Below are 16177 nucleotides of genomic sequence, written 5' to 3'. Positions count from 1 at the left end.
GCGGCGCTGTCCAGCGACCGGTGTCTGTCACGGAACGTTGCCTCCGTGCGGGGTTCGATGACCCCGTCCCGCCGGCCCCCGTCCCCCCGGCCACCTGGCAGACCAGCGTCCGCGTGTCCCCGGACACCATGCCCCACCTCCTTGACCACTGCTTCTTCCCGCAGCGTCCCGGCTGGCCGGACGTGGCGGACCGGTGGCCGGTCGTCCCGGCGACCACGATCGTGCGGCACATGATGGACGCCGCGGAGCAGGCGTCACCCGGGACGCTGGCGGTCGCCGTGCACGGGGCGCGGTTCGACCGGTGGCTGACCGCCACCCCGCCCGTCGACGTTCCCGTCACCGTCACCCGCACCCCGGACGACCCGCGCCGCGTCGCCGTCTCCTTCGGCCCCACGGCCCGTGCCGTCGTCGAACTCGCCGCCCGGTACCCGCAACCGCCCGCGGCCCGCGCGGCCCGCCCCGCCCCGGAACGCGTCCCCGACCACACCGCCGCCCAGCTCTACACCGAGCGCTGGATGTTCCACGGACCGGCGTTCCAGGGGGTCACCGAACTCACCGGCATCGGTGACCGTCATGTGCGCGGGGTCATCACCACCCCCGCCGCCCCCGGCGCGCTGCTCGACAACGTGGGCCAGATCCTCGGCTACTGGATCATGGCGACCAGGACCGAGCGGACCGTCGTGTTCCCCGTCCAGACGCGGCAGATGCGGTTCCACGGACCGCACCCGGTCCCCGGCACGCGGGTCGAGTGCCTGGTGCGGATCACCTCGCTCACCGACACCGTCCTCGAGGCGGACGTGGAGCTGACCGTCGCCGGGCGGGTGTGGGCCCTGCTGACCGGCTGGCAGGACCGCCGCTTCGACAACGACCCGCAGACCCGCCCCGTCGAGCGCTTCCCCGAGCGCAACACCCTCTCCGAGCCCCGGCCCGGCGGCTGGGCACTGCTGCACGAGCGGTGGCCGGACCTCGCCTCCCGCGAGCTGATCATGCGCAACTCGCTGGGCGGCCCGGAGCGTACGGAGTACGCCCGGCACGCGCCGCGCGGCCGCAGGCAGTGGCTGCTCGGCCGGATCGCGGTCAAGGACGCCGTACGGCGCCTGCTGTGGGACCGCGGCGAGGGACCGGTCTTCCCGGCCGAGATCCGCGTCCACAACGACGACCTGGGCCGCCCGTACGTCACCGGCGTCCACGGCCGCACCCTGCCCGCGCTGGACGTCTCGCTGGCCCACCGCGCCGAGGCGGGCGTGGCGATCGTACGGCCGCACGCGCCCGGCCCCGGGCCCGGCATCGACATCGAGGAGGTCACCGAACGGGACCCGGCCGCCGTCGCCGCTGCCCTCGGCACGGACGAACTCCGGCTGCTGCGCGCCCTGTCCGCGGCAGGGGACGCGTCGCTCTGGTTCACCCGGTTCTGGGCCGCCAAGGAGGCCGTCGCCAAGGCGGAGGGCACCGGGTTCGGCGGACGCCCCCGGGACTTCGCCGTCTTCCACGCGGCACCCGCCGGGGACCGGCTGCTGGTCTCCGGCCGCCTGGAACGCGCCTACACGGTGCACCTCGCACCGGTCAGCAATCCCCCCGCACTGCCCGCCCGGGACTACGTCGTGGCCTGGACGACGGGCCCGGCGGGCGACGACGAAGAGGAGCAGGAGCGATGAACCCCACGGAGCCGACCACCGGGTACGCCGACGAGGAGGCGGTGCTCGCCGACATCAGGGCCCTGCTCCTGACCCTGCTGGAGGAGTACGGCGAGGAGGACCTCGAGATCGGCATGAACACCACGTTCAACCGCGATCTCGAACTGGAGAGCATCGATCTGGTGACCCTCGCGGGTCTGCTGAAGGAGCACTACGGCAGCCGGGTCAACTTCGCCGAGTTCCTGGCCGGCATGGAGTTCGAGGAGATCATCGAGCTCACCGTCGGCAGGCTCGTCGAGCACGTCGTGCAGAGCCTGAAGGCCGCGGGGACGAGCTGACGGATGGCCATGGTCAGCGCCGGCGGCATCCGGCTGCACGTGCAGAGAATGGGACCCGAGGACGGCCGCACCCCGGTCGCCACCGCCGTGCTCGTGCACGGCCTGCTCACCGACAGCCTGGCCAGCTACTACTTCACGGTGGCCCCGCGGTTCGCGGTGGCGGGCGTCGACGTGGTCATGTACGACCTGCGCGGCCACGGCCGCAGCGAGCGACCGCCGGCCGGCTACACCCTCGACCACAACATCGACGACCTCGAGGCACTGCTCGACCGGCTGGGGATCACCGGGCCCGTCCACCTCGTCGGCAACTCCTACGGCGGCACCATCGCCTTCGGCTACGCCGCCCGCCACCCCGGACGGACGGCCAGCCTCACCCTCATCGAGTCCGAGCCGGCCACCGCGGCCTGGGCGGCGAAGCTGGGCGGCATCCTGGACCGCGTCGTGACCGAGCTGGCGCACAACGAGCCCGACGCCATCGCCTGGATCAGCGCCCACCGCGGCCACAACACCGCCCGCCTCGCCAAGGGAGCCGCCCGCCTCGCCCGGGAGACCACCCTCGGCCGGGACATCCCCGCGAGCCGGGTGCTCACCGAGCCCGAGATCAGGGCCGTACGCTGTCCCGTCCTCGGTGTCTACGGCGGTGACTCGGACCTGGTGGACGTCATGCCGCTGAAGGAGGCCCTGCTCGCGGACTTCCGGTCGGTCGTGCTGCCGGGACACGAGCACTCCGTGCTGGTGGAGGCGGCCGGGCCGGTCGGCGCGCACGTCCTGGAGCTGATCCGCTCGGCGGGCGCCGAGGCCGTCCGGTGAGCGGGTTCCTGTTCGTCGTACCGCCCCTGGTCGGGCACATCAACCCCACGGTGGGCGTCGCCGCCGAGCTCGCCGCCCGCGGACACCGGGTGGCCTGGGCGTGCGCCGACCCCGCGCTGGTACGGCGGCTCGCGGGCCCGCAGGCGGTCGTCCTGCCCTGCGCGGGTCCCGCCCCGGCCGTACGCCCGCCGGAGCTGCGGGGGCCGGAGGCGCTGAAGTACCTGTGGGAGGGGTACCTGCTGCCGCTCGCCGACGCGATGGCACCCGGAGTCCGGGCGGCCGTCGGCCGGTTCCGGCCCGATGTCGTCGTCGCCGACCAGCAGGCCTTCGCCGGGGCCCTGGTGGCCGAGCGCCTCGGCCTGCCCTGGGCCACCTCCGCCACCACCTCGGCCGAACTCACCGGCGCGTACCACGGCACACCCAGGATCGCCGACTGGATCCGGGAGAGGCTCCGCGCACTGCGCGCCCGCGTCGGAGACCCGGCCGGTGACACCGACCCGCGCTTCTCGCCCCACCTGCTGCTGGCCTTCAGCACCCCCGAACTCGCCGGCCCCTCGGCCGCCCGGGGCGACCACATCCACTACGTCGGCCCCTCGATCGCCGACCGCCCGGCCGCGACCGGCTTCCCCTGGGAGTGGCTGGACCCCGGCCGGGCCACCGTCCTGGTGACCCTCGGCACCGCCAACGCGGACGTGGGCGGGCGCTTCCTCGCCGAGTGCGTCAGCGCGCTGCGGGAACGGGCCGACGTGGCGCAGGCGGTGGTGACCGATCCCGGCGGCACCCTGCGGAGGTCCGGCGACGACAAGGACGTGCTCGTCCTGCCCTCCGTCCCCCAGCTCCCGCTCCTGCAACGGGCCGGCGCGGTGGTGTGCCACGCCGGGCACAACACCGTCTGCGAGGCCCTCTGGCACGGCGTCCCGCTGGTCGTCGCCCCCATCCGCGACGACCAGCCCGTGGTGGCCGCCCAGGTCACGGGCGCCGGAGCGGGCGTCCGGGTGCGGTTCGGCCGGGTCACCGCGGCCCGGCTGGGCGCGGCCCTCGACGCCGTCCTGCACGAACCCGCCCACCGTGCCGCGGCCGCCCGTCTGAGCGCCGCCTTCCGCGCGGCGGGCGGCGCCCCCGCCGCCGCCGTCCACCTCGGGCGACTGGCCGCCGACGCACGCCCGGAGGAGAGCCGATGAGCAACGAGACCGAGGACACCGCCAAGGCCGACCGCGCCGTTCGGGTGGCCGCCCTGCGCCCCGCCTACCAGGCCGACCTGGCCGACGGCGTGGACCGCTTCCTGGCGCCGCGGCGCACCACCTGCCCCTGGTGCGGCTCGCACCGCCTGACCACCCGGCTGCGCACCACCGACCTGCTCCAGCACAAGCCGGGCCGGTTCGTCCTCGACCGCTGCGAGGGCTGCGGGCACACCTTCCAGAACCCGGCGCTGAACGAGGCGGGCCTGGAGTTCTACTACCGCGACTTCTACGACGGCCTCGGCGAGCAGAAGATGGGCGGCACCTTCGGGGGCCGCACCACGATGTACCGGGCCCGCGCGGAGTCGATGCTGCCGTACGACCCCACCCCGAAGAACTGGCTCGACGTCGGCACCGGCCACGGTCACTTCTGCGCCGCCGCCCGCGAGGTGCTGCCCGGCACGACGTTCGACGGCCTCGACTTCACCGACGGGGTGGAGATCGCCGAACGCGAGGGCCGCGTCGAGCGCGGCCACCGCGGATCCTTCCCGGAGCTGGCCCCCGGCCTCGCCGCCCGCTACGACGTCGTCAGCATGTTCCACTACCTGGAGCACAGCACCGACCCCGACCGCGAACTGCGCGCCGCCCACCAGGCCGTCCGTCCCGGCGGCCACCTGCTCGTCGAGGTCCCCGACCCCGAGAGCCGCTACGCCCGTCTCCTCGGCCGCTGGTGGCTGCCCTGGCTCCAGCCGCAGCACCTGCACTTCATGCCGGTCGCCAACCTGCGCCGGCGGCTCACCGAGCTGGGCTTCACCGTGGTCGCGGAACAGCACGCCGAGCCGCACGACCCGGTGGACCTGCTCGCCGCCGCCTGGCTGGCCCTGGACCACACCGCACCGCGCGAGGACGCCCCCTGGCTGCCCGAGCCGCCGGGCGCCGTGCGGCGCGGTCTGCGCACCGCGGTTCTCCTCGCCGGCGTGCCGGTGCTCGTCGCCGCCACCCTCCTGGACCGGTTCGCGGTCCGTCCCCTGTCCCACCGCCTCGGCCTGTCCAACGCCTACCGTCTGGTCGCCCGCCGCGAGTGACCCGCGGTCACGCCACCGGGCACCGCCACCGGGGCGCGGGCACGCCCCCGGTGGCGGTGCCATGACCGAGGGCGCCCGCCGTCCGGCCGTGAACCGGTAGCCTTCACCGGGGACGCGCCGTCGGGTGACGTCCTCGGCAGTGAGGTTCGACAGGGGAGGAACCGGCGGTGCACGTCCAGGAATGGCTCGACTCGGTGCCCGCGGCCGCCGTCTACGCCGTGGTGGCCCTGGTGATCGGTCTGGAGAGCCTGGGCATCCCGCTGCCCGGCGAGATCGTCCTGGTGTCGGCGGCCCTGATGTCCTCCCAGCACTCCGGTGTCAATCCCGTCGTCCTGGGCGTGTGCGCGACCGCCGGCGCCGTCGTCGGCGACTCCATCGGTTACGCGATCGGCCGCAAGGGCGGCCGCCCGCTGCTGGCCTGGCTGGGCCAGAAGTTCCCCCGGCACTTCAGCGAGGGCCACGTCGCCACCGCCGAGCGGTCCTTCGAGAAGTGGGGCATGTGGGCGGTCTTCTTCGGCCGCTTCGTCGCCCTGCTCCGCATCTTCGCCGGCCCGCTCGCCGGCGTCCTCCACATGCCGTACTGGAAGTTCCTGACCGCCAACGTCCTCGGCGGCATCTGCTGGGCGGGCGGCACCACCGCGGTCATCTACTACGTCGGCGTCGTCGCCGAGGACTGGCTCAAGCGCTTCTCGTACCTGGGTCTGGTGCTGGCTCTGCTGATCGGCCTGACCTCGATGCTGGTGATCAGGCGCAAGGCGAAGAAGGCGGCGGCCGAGAAGCGGGAAGCCGAACCGGAGCCCGTCCCGGCCACCGACTGAGGACCGGGGGAGAGTCCCGGGCTCAGCCCTGGTGCACGTCCCGGTGGGCCTGGGCCAGCTCCGCGTACAGCGTGCCGTTGAGCGTCACGCCCTGCCGCTCCTCCTGGGTGAGCTCCCGCTTCACCTTCGCCGGCACCCCCGCCACCAGCGATCCCGGCGGCACCACCATCCCCTGCGGCACCAGCGCCTGGGCGGCGACCAGCGACCCCGCTCCGATCACCGCCCCGTTGAGCACCGTCGCCCCCATCCCGATCAGGCAGTCGTCCTCGACGGTCGCCCCGTGGACCACGGCGTTGTGCCCGATGGACACCCGCTCTCCGACACTGACCGGGAATCCGGGGTCGGCATGGAGCGTCACGTTGTCCTGGACGTTCGCGCTCGCCCCGACGCTGATCCGCTCCACGTCCCCGCGCACCACCGCCCCGTACCAGACGCTCGCCCCCGCTCCCAGCGTCACGTCCCCGATCACGGACGCCGTGGGCGCCACGAAGGCCCCGGGGTCGACCTTCGGTTCCCTGCCGCCGATGCCCGTGATCAACGCCTTGCGCGTCATCGCCCTCTCGCCCTCTCGTCGTCGCCGGTACCCCCGCACCGTACGCCACCCGGTGGGGCGAAGATCACAGCGTTCCGGCCTCTTGGGCGGACCGCGCGCTGAGTACCGTGAGCGGGTGTCCAAGCCCAAGAACACGTTCTCGTTCTCCTCCTGGCGGCGCGGCCTCCTCCAACGCGTCGTGCACGCGGGCTGGGCGTGGGTGCAGCGCACGGGCTCGGTCACCGCCGAGCACCCCGGACGGCTGCGCTTCGGCGCCATGGGAACGGGTACCAGGCTCGCCTTCCCGCTGGGCACCGTCTTCGGCGAACCCTGGATCCACCTCGGCGCCCACTGCATCGTCGGCGAGCAGGTCACCCTGACCGCGGGTCTCATGCCCGACCTCGACCTCGGGTCCGAGCCGATCCTGCGCATCGGCGACGGGGTCGTGCTCGGCCGGGGCAGCCACGTCATCGCCGACACGACGGTCACCATCGGCAGCGACTGCTATGTCGGCCCGTACGTCTACGTGACGTCCACCAACCACTCCTACGACGACCCGAACGAGCCCATCGGGAAGCAGTGGCCGCGTATGGAGCCGGTGGAGATCGGTCCGGGCTGCTGGATCGGCACCGGCGCGGTGATCCTGCCGGGCGCGCGGATCGGCCGGAACGTGGTCGTGGCCGCCGGGGCGGTGGTCCGCGGGACCGTGCCCGACCACGCCGTGGTGGCCGGCGCGCCCGCCCGGGTCGTACGCCGCTGGACCCCCGCCGACGGCTGGCAGCCGCCGCTTCGGACCCCGGCCCCGAGGCCGATCCCGGAAGGTGTCACCCCGGAGCAGCTGCTGGCCCTGGCGGACCTGGACGAGCGGGACGTGGCCCGGCTCGCCGAGCTGGAGACCGAGAGCTAGTTTCTAGAAGCGTCCTGAAGATCTTGAAATCGCGCCGGGCTTGCCCCGGTTCAGGGCGATTGGCATTTACGGTCAAGAGCAGGACGAGCCGGGCGGCCAGAGCAAGATCTTCAGCGGTCTAGGGCCCTGGGGGTCCCGCGCTCAGCCGGTCGCCAGCAGCAGCGTGCCCAGCAGGGCCAGGCCCGCGCCCGCCGCCTGGACGGCGCGCAGGCGTTCGCGCAGGAAGCCGCGGGCGGCCAGGGCGGTCACCACCGGGTAGAGCGAGGCGAGCACCGCGGCCACGGTGACCGGGCCGAGCTGGGCGGCGACCGCGTAGGTGCCGTTGGCCGCCACGTCCGCGAGCCCGACGAAGCCGAACGCCGGAAGGGCGGCCCAGGGGAAGCCGTCCGCCGGGAGGGCCGTAGCGCCCCGCCGGACGGAGACGATCAGCGCGGCACCACCCGCGGCGACGTTCGTCACGCGCTGCACGAACAGCGAGAGGAACAGGCCGGTGACGGTGGTCGAGGCCTCCGCGATCAGCGCGAACACCGTGCCGAAGCCGAGCGCCGCGACGAGTGTGAGCCAGATCGCCTGCCGCTGCACGGGCGCGCCGCGCAGTTGCGGCCCGCCGGCGAGGACGACGCCGGTGACGGCGACCGCGATGCCCGCGAGCTGCGCCGGGCCCGGACGCTCACCGAGGACGAGGCCGACGGTGACGGGCACGGCGACGCTGAGGGTGGCGAGCGGCGACACGACGCCCATCGGCCCCAGGGCGAGCGCCTTGTAGAAGGACAGCAGGGCGACCGGACCGACCAGGCCCGCCGCGAACGCGAACCACAGCCGGGGACCGGCCTCGCTCCAGCCGCCCGTCGCGACCACGATCGCGCCCAGCACCACCGCCGCGATCGCCTGGGACAGCACGACGACCGTGAGCGCGGGGTTGCGCCGCGTCAGCAGCCCGCCGCCGAAGTCGGCCACGCCCCACAGGAGGCTGGTGGCCAGGGCGAAGAATGCTGTCACGGGACCCTCGCAGTACAGTTCGGTGAACGATCGGGTGCAGCCCAGCGTAGTTCAATGGGGTGAACTCTGTCATTCAAAATAGTGAACCGAATGGGATGGAACGTGTCGGACCTCGAGCTGCTGACCCAGTCCCTGGCGCGCAACGTCAAGCGCTGGCGCACCGAGCGCGGCTTCACGCTGGACACGCTGGCCGCCCGCGCGGGAGTCAGCCGCGGCATGCTCATCCAGATCGAGCAGGCCCGCACCAACCCCAGCCTCGGCACCGTCGTCAAGATCGGCGACGCGCTCGGCGTCAGCATCACCACGCTGCTCGACTACGAGCAGGGCCCGAAGGTCCGTGTCGTCCCCGCCGAGCAGGCCGTCCGGCTGTGGCACAGCGAGGCCGGCAGCTACAACCGGCTGCTGGCCGGCACGGAGGCCCCCGGCCCGCTGGAGATGTGGGACTGGCACCTGATGCCCGGCGAGCACAGCCCCTCCGACCCGCACCCCGCCGGCACGGTCGAACTCGTCCATGTCACGGCCGGCGAGCTGACCCTCACCGTCGACCAGGTCGAGTACCGGGTTCCGGCCGGTGCCAGCGCGTCCTTCGAGGCCGACACCCCGCACACGTACGGCAACGACGGCGACGTTCCGATGGAGATGGTGATGGCCGTCTCGGTGCCGCCCGTCCGCTGAACGCCCCGCTTGTCAGGGTGCGGCCACGCGTGCACCCCTCGGAGACTTCGACACCGCCACGCCCGCTCCCGACCGCCTCGACGAACTGGCCGGTCCGGTCGCCGACGCCGTACGCCACCGGCGCGGCAGCGTCCCCGCCGACCAGATCATCCACGTCGACACCGACCCGCGGTGGGCCGACACCGCCGTCCTCGTCGAGCACTACGGCCGCGACCTGCTGGAGCGGTCCGCGAACTGCGTGGTCGTGGCGGGCAAACGGGGCGGCGCCACCACCCTGGCCGCGTGTCTGGTGCTCTCCACCACCCGGGTCGACGTCAACGGCGCCGTGCGCCGCCGGCTCGGCGCCCGCAAGGCCTCCTTCGCGTCCACGGAGACCGCCACGGGGGATGGAGTACGGAGGCATCACCCCGATCGGACTCCCGGACGGCTGGCCGGTGCTGGTGGACTCGGCCGTCGTCGACCTGCCCTACGTCCTGGTCGGCAGCGGACGCCGGCGCGGCAAGCTGCTGGTGCCGGGCAAGGCCTTCGCCGAGCTGCCCGGGGCGGTGGTGCTGGAGGGTCTCGGCCTGGCCTGACCTCAGGCGGTCACATGGTGGGCCAGCCGCAGATGCGGGTCCGTCTCGCCGGGCGCGGGCGCCGGATCCGCGTGCACCAGGGCCGCGGTGAGCCCCGGGAGCGCGTGCAGCAGGGCGTGCTCGGCCTCGACGGCGACCGCGTGCGCCTGCCGGACCGTCGTCTCGCCGTCCACCACGACCGTCACCTCCGCGCGCAGCCGGTGCCCGATCCACCTCAGCCGCAGCTCGCCGACCTCCCGTACGCCCGCCACCTCGCCGAGTGCCCGCTCGGCCCGGTCCACCAGTGCCGGGTCGACGGCGTCCATCACCCGCCGGAACACCTCACGCGCCGCGTCCCGCAGCACCAGCCCGATCGCCGCCGTGATCGCCAGCCCCACGAGCGGGTCGGCGAGCCGCCAGCCCAGGGCGGCCCCTCCGGCGCCGGCCAGCACCGCCAGTGACGTGAACCCGTCCGTACGGGCGTGCAGGCCGTCGGCGACCAGCGCGGCCGAGCCGATCGCGCGGCCCACCCGGATCCGGTACCGGGCCACCCACTCGTTCCCCGCGAATCCGACCACGGCGGCGACGGCGACGGCCGGGACGTGCGCCACGGGCCGCGGGTCGAGGAGGCGGTCCACCGCGGTCCATGCCGCGAAGACCGCGGAGGCGGCGATCGTCAGCACGATCGCGATGCCCGCGAGGTCCTCGGCCCGCCCGTAGCCGTAGGTGAAGCGGCGCGTCGGGGCCCGGCGGCCGAGCGCGAAGGCGATGGCCAGCGGCACGGCGGTCAGCGCGTCCGCGGCGTTGTGCACCGTGTCGCCGAGCAGCGCCACCGAGCCCGAGACGGCCACCACGCCCGCCTGCGCCAGCGCGGTCCCGCCCAGCACGGCCAGCGACACCCACAGGGCGCGCATGCCGCGCGCGCTCGACTCCAGCGCGGGGTCGAGCTTGTCGGCGGTCTCGTGGGAGTGCGGGGTGAGGAGATGGGCGAGGCGGTGGCGGACCGAGGGACGGTGCGGGTGTTCGTGCGGGTGGTGCCCGAGGTGCCGGTCGCTCACGGGGTTCCCCTTCCGGTGTGCGGGAGGTGGACGGACGGCCGCCCACGACGCCATTATGTGCGTATGAGCGCACGCATGCACCTGTCACCTGCGCACCATGCGCACCCGCACAGCCCGGGCGAGGAACAGTTCGCGCTCGCCGCGGAGCTCCTCGCCCTGCTCGGCGACCGCACCCGCCTCGCGCTGCTGCACCTCCTGACGGAGGGGGAGGCGGACGTCACGACCCTCACGGCGGCGTGCGCGGCGGCCCGGCCGGCCGTCAGCCAGCACCTGGCCCGGCTGCGGCTCGCGGGTCTGGTCGACACCCGCAAGGAGGGGCGCCGGGTGGTGTACTCGCTGCGCGACGGGCATCTGCGCCGCCTCGTCACCGAGGCGCTGAACGTGGCCGACCACCGCCTCGGCGACCGCCCGCCGCACGACTGACGGCGCAGGACGCAAGAGGAGCCGGCGTGGGGGCGCCGGGTGCCACCCGGGCACCCTGACGGGACACCGCGTGGTCGGACGGGACCGGTTCAGTGCGCCGCAGGGCGATGTGCCCCTGGCCGCCGAAGCCGCCCTGCCACCAGATCAGGCCCAGGCCCAGCAGGTAGGCCGGCAGCCACTGCGCGGCGCGGAAGTCCAGCCGGGGCGCGTCGGGCAGGGCCTTGCTGGTGGCGTACCAGGCGTACCAGGCGTAGCCGCCGAGCAGCACGTATCCGGGGACGATCGCGAAGCCCAGGCGCCACAGGGTGCCCCAGCCGGCCCAGTTGCAGTCGACAGGACCGTCAGCAAGTCCTGTCGTTGCAGGTCATGGGGACTTTCCGTGTTTCTGATCAGCTCTTGGACAGCCCACCTCGTGAAAGCGCGAGGCTAAGAAGCCCGCCCCAGGCGGGGAATTTCGATCGCCGGGCACCGGTCCATCACCATCTCCCGTCCCGCCGCCCGGGTCCGCTCGTAGGCGGCCTCGTCGACCACGCCGAGCTGGAACCAGACCGCTTTCGCGCCCTTGGCGACCGCCTCGTCGGCGACCCGCCCGGCGAGGTCGCTGTTGACGAAGACGTCGACCACGTCCACCTCGAACGGGATCTCGGCGAGGGAGGCGTAGCCGGGCTCGCCGTGCACCGTCTCCGCGCCGGGATGGACGGGCACCACCCTCTTGCCGAAGTGCTGGAGCACCTCCGCGACGCGGTACGCGGCCCGGTTCCGGTTCGACGAGAGGCCGACGACGGCCCAGGTGTCACCGAGTTCGGACAGGATCCTGCGGATGGTCGCTGCGTCGCCGTACACGTCCGGCCTCCTCGGGCCACGGGGTCAGTGTCCTCGGCGCAAACGGCGGCCGCCGCGCGGTGATTCCCGCCGGCCCGGCCGGCCGGCGCTTCCTGCCGCACTGTCCGAAAAGCCCGGCCCGGGTGTCCGCCGGCACGCGCCACAATGTCCCGGATCGCCGCCACGTGCCTGCATACGATCGTCCGGCCGCCTACGCTCGGGCCGTGCTGCGCATCATCGACTCCCGCACCGGTGAGCCCGTCGAGGCCGCTCCCGCCCGGCGGGGCCTGACCCGGGTCCAGGCGCACGCCTCGGGCCTCGGCACCTCGGCCCTGCGCGTGCTGCTGGTCGCCGACGTCCTCGTCCGTGCCCTGGAACTCGGCGGAACCCCCGTCTGGGCCGGCCTCACCGGCGCCCGGCAGCAGGCGGAGCTCCGCGCGGCCGCCGCCACCCTGGGCATCCGCCCCTTCGAGGACGGCCGGGACCTCGCGGCCGGGCTGGGCGAGGCACAGGTCATCCACGTGGCGCAGGAACGGGGCGCGCCGGCCGGCGGCCCGCCGGCGGGCGGGGCCGTCCTGGTCGCCGTCGCTCCGGTGACCGGGCCCGGACGCGAGGCGGGCCCGGGGCCGCGGGCCACACCACCCGGGGGTGCCGCCCCGGCGGGCCTCCCGGATCCCGCCGTCCTGCGCCTGGCCCTGCTCGCCGTGCCCCACGCGACGTCCGTACGGCTCGACGCGGACGCACTCGACGAGGCGGGCCACAGTCTCGCGCACTGGCGGCGGGCCGTCGCCCGGTGGGCCCGGAAGCCGTCGCGGCCGGTCCCCGAGGAGGTGCGCGGGCGGCTGCGCGCCGCCTGGGAGGACGATCTGGACGTGCCCGGCGTGCTGCGCGTACTGCGCTGGGTGGAGACCGAGCCGGGCCTGCCGGACGGCGCCCGCTTCGAGACCTACGCCTACGCCGACCGGCTCCTCGGCCTCGACCTCGTGCGCGATCTCGGAAGCCTCGCGTGACGGCGGCCCGCGCGGGTGCCGGCCCGCTGCGCCGCCTGCTCGTCCTGCGGCACGCCAAGTCCGCCCGGCCGCCGGGCGTCCCCGACCACGACCGCCCGCTGGCACCGCGCGGCCGCCGCGACGCGCCCGCCGCCGGCCGTGCCCTCGCGGCGGCCGACCCGCTGCCCGACCTCGCCCTGTGCTCCACCGCCGTACGCGCCCGCCAGACCTGGGAGCTCGCCTCGGCCCAGTGGGGCACCCCGCCCCCGGTCCGGTTCGACCCACGGCTGTACGCGGCCGGCGCGGCGGAACTGCTCCAGGTCGTGCGCGAGGTGCCGCCCGAGGTGGCCACCCTGCTCCTCGTCGGACACAACCCGGGCCTCGAGGACCTGGTGCTCACCCTGGCCGGGGAAGCCCTGGACGACGCCCTGGACCGGGTCCGCGCGAAGTTCCCGACCTCGGCCGTCGCGGACCTCACCTGGTACGGCCCGGCCTGGCGGGACCTGACCCCCGGCGCGGCGCTGCTGACCTCGATGACGGTGCCCCGGGGCGGGAGGTCCTAGGCCCTGTCGTCGAACTCCCGACTGCCGCGCGAGGCCGTGCATGCTCCCCACTGCATCAAGGGCGTGGGAGGGCCGGGCCTGGGCGAGCCGTCCGGCGCCGGAGGTCCGCGCGGCTGCGCATAGGCTGGCCGGATGCAGGACGAGTACCGCACAGTCGCCCGCGCGGGCGTGCACGAGACCGAGGTCAACCGCTCCCGCTTCCTGTGCGCCCTCGCCCCGGCGGCCACCGAGCGGGAGGCCCAGGACTTCGTCGCCGCGGTCCGCAAGGAGCACGCGGACGCCACGCACAACTGCTGGGCGTACGTCATCGGCGCCAACGCCTCCGTGCAGAAGGCCAGTGACGACGGCGAACCGGGCGGTACGGCCGGGGTGCCCATGCTCCAGATGCTGCTGCGCCGGGACATGCGGTACGTCGTCGCCGTCGTCACCCGCTACTACGGCGGGGTCAAACTGGGCGCGGGCGGTCTCATCCGGGCCTACGGCGGCGCCGTCGGTGAAGCCCTGGACGCGCTCGGCACCCGCACCCGGCGCCGTTTCCGGCTGGCCACCGTCACCGTCGACCACCAGCGGGCCGGCAAGGTGCAGAACGACCTGCGCGCGACCGGACGCGAGGTGCGGGACGTGCGTTACGCGGAGGCGGTCACCATCGAGATCGGCCTGCCGGACGCCGACGTGGACGCCTTCCGCGCCTGGCTGGCCGACGCCACGGCGGGCACGGCCGCGTTCGAACTGGGCGGAGAGGCCTACGGGGACGCGTGACGCCCACGTCGGCGGCATGAACACGTCACGGACATATCGGTACGAACAGCGGCTGATGCGGACGGAATCCGGGGTCCGTGGTGGATCAGTGCCCCACAGGCGTTAGCGTGGTGGCTGCTGACGACGAGCCGGAGTGTTCTCTTGAGATTGCTGCACACCTCCGACTGGCATCTCGGCCGGGCGTTCCACCGGGTGAACATGCTCCCCGCCCAGGCCGAGTTCATCGGTCACCTCGTCACCACCGTGCGCGAGCGGGAGGTGGACGCGGTCGTCGTGTCGGGCGACGTCTACGACCGGGCGGTGCCCCCGCTCGCCGCGGTCGAGCTGTTCGACGACGCCCTGCACCGGCTGGCCGCACTGGGCGTGCCCACGGTGATGATCTCCGGCAACCACGACTCGGCCCGCCGTCTCGGCGTGGGCGCCGGCCTCATCGGGCGCGCCGGCATCCACCTGCGGACCGAGCCGGCCGCCTGCGGGACGCCCGTCGTGCTGGCCGACGCCTTCGGGGACGTCGCCCTCTACGGGCTGCCGTACCTGGAACCGGCCCTGGTCAAGGACGAGTTCGCGGTGGAGAAGGCCGGTCACGAGACCGTCCTGGCCGCCGCCATGGAACGGGTCCGCGCCGACCTCGCCGCCCGCGCGCCCGGCACCCGTTCCGTCGTCCTCGCGCACGCCTTCGTCACCGGCGGCGAGGCCAGCGACAGCGAGCGGGACATCACCGTGGGCGGGGTGGCCGCCGTACCGGCCGGGGTCTTCGACGGCGTCGACTACGTGGCGCTGGGGCATCTGCACGGCTGCCAGACCATCACCGAGCGCGTGCGCTACTCGGGCTCCCCGCTGGCGTACTCCTTCTCGGAGGCCGGTCACCGCAAGAGCATGTGGCTCGTCGACCTGGACGCCGACGGCTCCGTCACCGCCGAGCGTCTCGACTGCCCCGTGCCGCGCCCCCTGGCCCGCGTCCGCGGCACCCTGGACGACCTCCTCGCCGACCCCGCCCTGGCCCGGCACGAGGACGCCTGGGTCGAGGCCACCCTCACCGACCCGGTCCGCCCCGCCGACCCCATGGCCCGCCTCGCCGAGCGGTTCCCGCACACCCTCAGCCTCGTCTTCGCCCCCGACCGCGCCCCCGACGACCCCGACGTCTCCTACGCCCGCCGGCTCGCGGGCCGCAGCGACCGGCAGATCGCCGAGGACTTCGTCACCCACGTGCGCGGGGCGGGCCCCGACGCGCACGAACAGGCCGTGCTGCGCGAGGCGTTCGACGCCGTGCGGGCCGACGACGCGGTGCGGGAGGTGGCCCGGTGAGGCTGCACCGGCTCGACCTCACCGCCTTCGGGCCCTTCGGCGGGTCCCAGACGGTCGACTTCGACGCGCTGTCGGCCGCGGGACTGTTCCTGCTGCACGGCCCCACCGGCGCCGGCAAGACCTCCGTCCTGGACGCCGTGTGCTACGCGCTGTACGGTGCCGTGCCCGGCGCCCGGCAGGGCAATCAGGGCATGACCCTGCGCAGCGATCACGCCGAGCCGGGCACCCGCACCGAGGTCCGCCTCGAACTCACCATCGCCGGAAGGCGGTTGCAGATCACCCGGCAGCCGCCGTGGGAACGCGCCAAGCTGCGCGGCAGGGGAACGACGGTCGACAAGGCCCAGACCTGGCTGCGCGAGTACGACGCCAGGGCCGGTGCCTGGAAGGACCTCAGCCGTTCCCACCAGGAGGTCGGCAACGAGATCGAGCAGCTCCTCGGCATGAGCCGCGAGCAGTTCTGCCAGGTCGTCCTGCTGCCCCAGGGCGACTTCGCCCGCTTCCTGCGCGCCGACGCCGAGGCCCGCGGCAGGCTGCTCGGCCGGCTTTTCGACACCCGGCGCTTCGCCGAGGTCGAAAAACGCCTCGCCGAGCGCAGGAAGACGACCGAGGCCCTGGTGCGGGAGGGGGACGCCGCGCTGCTGGCCGACGCGCACCGCATGCAGCAGGAGGCCGGCGACGCCATGGAGCTGCCGGAGTCGGCCCCCGGCGAACCGGGCCTCGCCGAGGCC

Annotated in this window: 17 protein-coding genes and 3 pseudogenes; 15 read left to right on the top strand and 5 right to left on the bottom strand. The window is 74.4% G+C overall.

Going from position 1 to position 16177, the window contains the following annotated elements:
- Positions 1–101 precede the first annotated feature (101 nt).
- From ABZX30_RS35355 to ABZX30_RS35330, 6 genes and pseudogenes are all read left to right on the top strand, one after another.
- Positions 102–1655: pseudogene (locus tag ABZX30_RS35355) on the top strand (4'-phosphopantetheinyl transferase superfamily protein); the annotation flags it as partial.
- Positions 1652–1972 carry an acyl carrier protein gene (locus ABZX30_RS35350; RefSeq protein ID WP_355941680.1) on the top strand — a complete coding sequence of 107 codons (321 nt, stop codon included), beginning with the start codon at positions 1652–1654 and terminating at the stop codon, positions 1970–1972. The pseudogene ABZX30_RS35355 and the gene ABZX30_RS35350, both read left to right, overlap by 4 nt.
- 3 nt (positions 1973–1975) lie before the next feature.
- Positions 1976–2782 (top strand): alpha/beta hydrolase, encoded by an 807-nt coding sequence (locus ABZX30_RS35345; protein ID WP_355941677.1) that lies wholly within the window; start codon positions 1976–1978, stop codon positions 2780–2782.
- On the top strand, positions 2779–3963 hold the full coding sequence (locus ABZX30_RS35340) for a glycosyltransferase (RefSeq protein WP_355941675.1): 1185 nt from the start codon (positions 2779–2781) through the stop codon (positions 3961–3963). Before ABZX30_RS35345 ends, ABZX30_RS35340 begins: the two co-directional genes overlap by 4 nt.
- Positions 3960–5045, top strand: a complete 1086-nt coding sequence (locus tag ABZX30_RS35335) for a class I SAM-dependent methyltransferase (RefSeq protein ID WP_355941672.1) — start codon at positions 3960–3962, stop codon at positions 5043–5045. Before ABZX30_RS35340 ends, ABZX30_RS35335 begins: the two co-directional genes overlap by 4 nt.
- A gap of 167 nt (positions 5046–5212) precedes the next feature.
- Positions 5213–5863 carry a DedA family protein gene (locus ABZX30_RS35330; protein WP_355941669.1) on the top strand — a complete coding sequence of 217 codons (651 nt, stop codon included), beginning with the start codon at positions 5213–5215 and terminating at the stop codon, positions 5861–5863.
- A gap of 22 nt (positions 5864–5885) precedes the next feature.
- On the opposite strand, the gene ABZX30_RS35325 is transcribed toward ABZX30_RS35330, so the two are convergent.
- Positions 5886–6416: a gamma carbonic anhydrase family protein gene (locus ABZX30_RS35325; protein WP_355941666.1), complete on the bottom strand. Its 531-nt coding sequence runs from the start codon at positions 6414–6416 to the stop codon at positions 5886–5888.
- Positions 6417–6498: 82 nt separating this feature from the next.
- Between ABZX30_RS35325 and ABZX30_RS35320 the strand changes: the two genes are divergently transcribed.
- On the top strand, positions 6499–7302 hold the full coding sequence (locus ABZX30_RS35320; RefSeq protein ID WP_355941664.1) for an acyltransferase: 804 nt from the start codon (positions 6499–6501) through the stop codon (positions 7300–7302).
- Positions 7303–7443: 141 nt separating this feature from the next.
- Here the strand turns inward: ABZX30_RS35320 and ABZX30_RS35315 are convergent, their stop codons facing one another.
- The gene (locus tag ABZX30_RS35315; protein ID WP_355941661.1) at positions 7444–8301 is read right to left on the bottom strand and encodes a DMT family transporter; all 858 of its coding nucleotides are present in this window, start codon (positions 8299–8301) and stop codon (positions 7444–7446) included.
- Positions 8302–8403: 102 nt separating this feature from the next.
- Between ABZX30_RS35315 and ABZX30_RS35310 the strand changes: the two genes are divergently transcribed.
- Positions 8404–8976, top strand: coding sequence for an XRE family transcriptional regulator (locus ABZX30_RS35310; protein ID WP_355941683.1), 573 nt, complete (start codon positions 8404–8406; stop codon positions 8974–8976).
- An 85-nt stretch (positions 8977–9061) separates the two neighbouring features.
- Positions 9062–9551 (top strand): annotated as a pseudogene (locus tag ABZX30_RS35305) (YbaK/EbsC family protein).
- A gap of 2 nt (positions 9552–9553) precedes the next feature.
- Here the strand turns inward: ABZX30_RS35305 and ABZX30_RS35300 are convergent.
- Entirely contained in the window at positions 9554–10588 is a 1035-nt protein-coding gene (locus ABZX30_RS35300) for a cation diffusion facilitator family transporter (protein WP_355941658.1), read from the bottom strand.
- Positions 10589–10651: 63 nt separating this feature from the next.
- Between ABZX30_RS35300 and ABZX30_RS35295 the strand changes: the two genes are divergently transcribed.
- Positions 10652–11011 (top strand): metalloregulator ArsR/SmtB family transcription factor, encoded by a 360-nt coding sequence (locus ABZX30_RS35295; protein ID WP_355941655.1) that lies wholly within the window; start codon positions 10652–10654, stop codon positions 11009–11011.
- A 100-nt stretch (positions 11012–11111) separates the two neighbouring features.
- Here ABZX30_RS35295 and ABZX30_RS35290 read toward each other — a convergent pair.
- Positions 11112–11333 (bottom strand): annotated as a pseudogene (locus ABZX30_RS35290) (amino acid permease); the annotation flags it as partial.
- A 104-nt stretch (positions 11334–11437) separates the two neighbouring features.
- Positions 11438–11854 (bottom strand): CoA-binding protein, encoded by a 417-nt coding sequence (locus tag ABZX30_RS35285; RefSeq protein WP_355941653.1) that lies wholly within the window; start codon positions 11852–11854, stop codon positions 11438–11440.
- A 203-nt stretch (positions 11855–12057) separates the two neighbouring features.
- Between ABZX30_RS35285 and ABZX30_RS35280 the strand changes: the two genes are divergently transcribed.
- The 5 genes from ABZX30_RS35280 to ABZX30_RS35260 form a co-directional block, all read left to right on the top strand.
- The gene (locus ABZX30_RS35280; RefSeq protein ID WP_355941651.1) at positions 12058–12843 is read left to right on the top strand and encodes a hypothetical protein; all 786 of its coding nucleotides are present in this window, start codon (positions 12058–12060) and stop codon (positions 12841–12843) included.
- On the top strand, positions 12840–13385 hold the full coding sequence (locus tag ABZX30_RS35275; RefSeq protein ID WP_355941649.1) for a histidine phosphatase family protein: 546 nt from the start codon (positions 12840–12842) through the stop codon (positions 13383–13385). The genes ABZX30_RS35280 and ABZX30_RS35275 overlap by 4 nt, the downstream gene beginning before the upstream one ends.
- A gap of 132 nt (positions 13386–13517) precedes the next feature.
- Positions 13518–14144 (top strand): YigZ family protein, encoded by a 627-nt coding sequence (locus tag ABZX30_RS35270; protein ID WP_355941646.1) that lies wholly within the window; start codon positions 13518–13520, stop codon positions 14142–14144.
- A 141-nt stretch (positions 14145–14285) separates the two neighbouring features.
- On the top strand, positions 14286–15449 hold the full coding sequence (locus ABZX30_RS35265; RefSeq protein ID WP_355941643.1) for an exonuclease SbcCD subunit D: 1164 nt from the start codon (positions 14286–14288) through the stop codon (positions 15447–15449).
- Positions 15446–16177: SMC family ATPase (locus ABZX30_RS35260; RefSeq protein ID WP_355941640.1), on the top strand; the 732-nt coding region annotated here is incomplete at its 3' end. The genes ABZX30_RS35265 and ABZX30_RS35260, both read left to right, overlap by 4 nt.

Source organism: Streptomyces sp. NPDC004542 (assembly GCF_040610035.1).
In the GTDB taxonomy this organism is placed as follows: Bacteria; Actinomycetota; Actinomycetes; order Streptomycetales; family Streptomycetaceae; genus Streptomyces.
This window is presented reverse-complemented; position numbering and strand designations above follow the sequence as displayed.